The 772-nt window shown below is 53.0% G+C and carries 1 rRNA gene; it reads left to right on the top strand.

Going from position 1 to position 772, the window contains the following annotated elements:
* Window positions 1-660 precede the first annotated feature (660 nt).
* Window positions 661-772 (top strand): 23S ribosomal RNA (locus tag HXS65_RS17370); the annotation flags it as partial.

The raw sequence follows: 772 nt of genomic DNA, 5'->3' as shown, positions 1-772 counted from the left end.
GTCGTAACAAGGTAGCCCTAGGGGAACCTGGGGCTGGATCACCTCCTTATCGACACTGTCTACTGCTCGCGGCAAGTGCTCACAACGAATTACCTGATCTTATTGCTGGCTTAGCCGGCAGTGGCAAGCGCGCTCGACAGAGCGCGCTTCTCACTGTTCTCTGAACAGCCGCTCTTTAACAATGTGAATCATGCTGACGATGGAATGTGCGCCAAGCACATCTCCATCAAAACGATATGTCGGAGAGGTCCGACAGATTCGTAATCCTTGACAGACCCCTTGGGGTTATATGGTCAAGCGATTAAGCNGAAGTGGTTAGCCTAACCTTCGGGAGGGCGATCACCACGGTGTGGTTCATGACTGGGGTGAAGTCGTAACAAGGTAGCCCTAGGGGAACCTGGGGCTGGATCACCTCCTTATCGACACTGTCTACTGCTCGCGGCAAGTGCTCACAACGAATTACCTGATCTTATTGCTGGCTTAGCCGGCAGTGGCAAGCGTGCTCATCAGAGCGCGCTTCTCACTGTTCTCTGAACAGCCGCTCTTTAACAATGTGAATCATGCTGACGATGGAATGTGCGCCAAGCACATCTCCATCAAACGATATGTCGGAGAGGTCCGACAGATTCGTAATCCTTGACAGACCCCTTGGGGTTATATGGTCAAGCGATTAAGCGCATACGGTGGATGCCTTGGCAGCCAGAGGCGATGAAGGACGTGATAGCCTGCGATAAGCGTTGGCGAGGTGGCAAATACCCTGCGACCCAACGAT

The sequence above is a fragment of the Cobetia sp. 5-25-4-2 genome (assembly GCF_013374075.1).
Taxonomy (GTDB): domain Bacteria; phylum Pseudomonadota; class Gammaproteobacteria; order Pseudomonadales; family Halomonadaceae; genus Cobetia; species Cobetia marina.
This window is presented reverse-complemented; position numbering and strand designations above follow the sequence as displayed.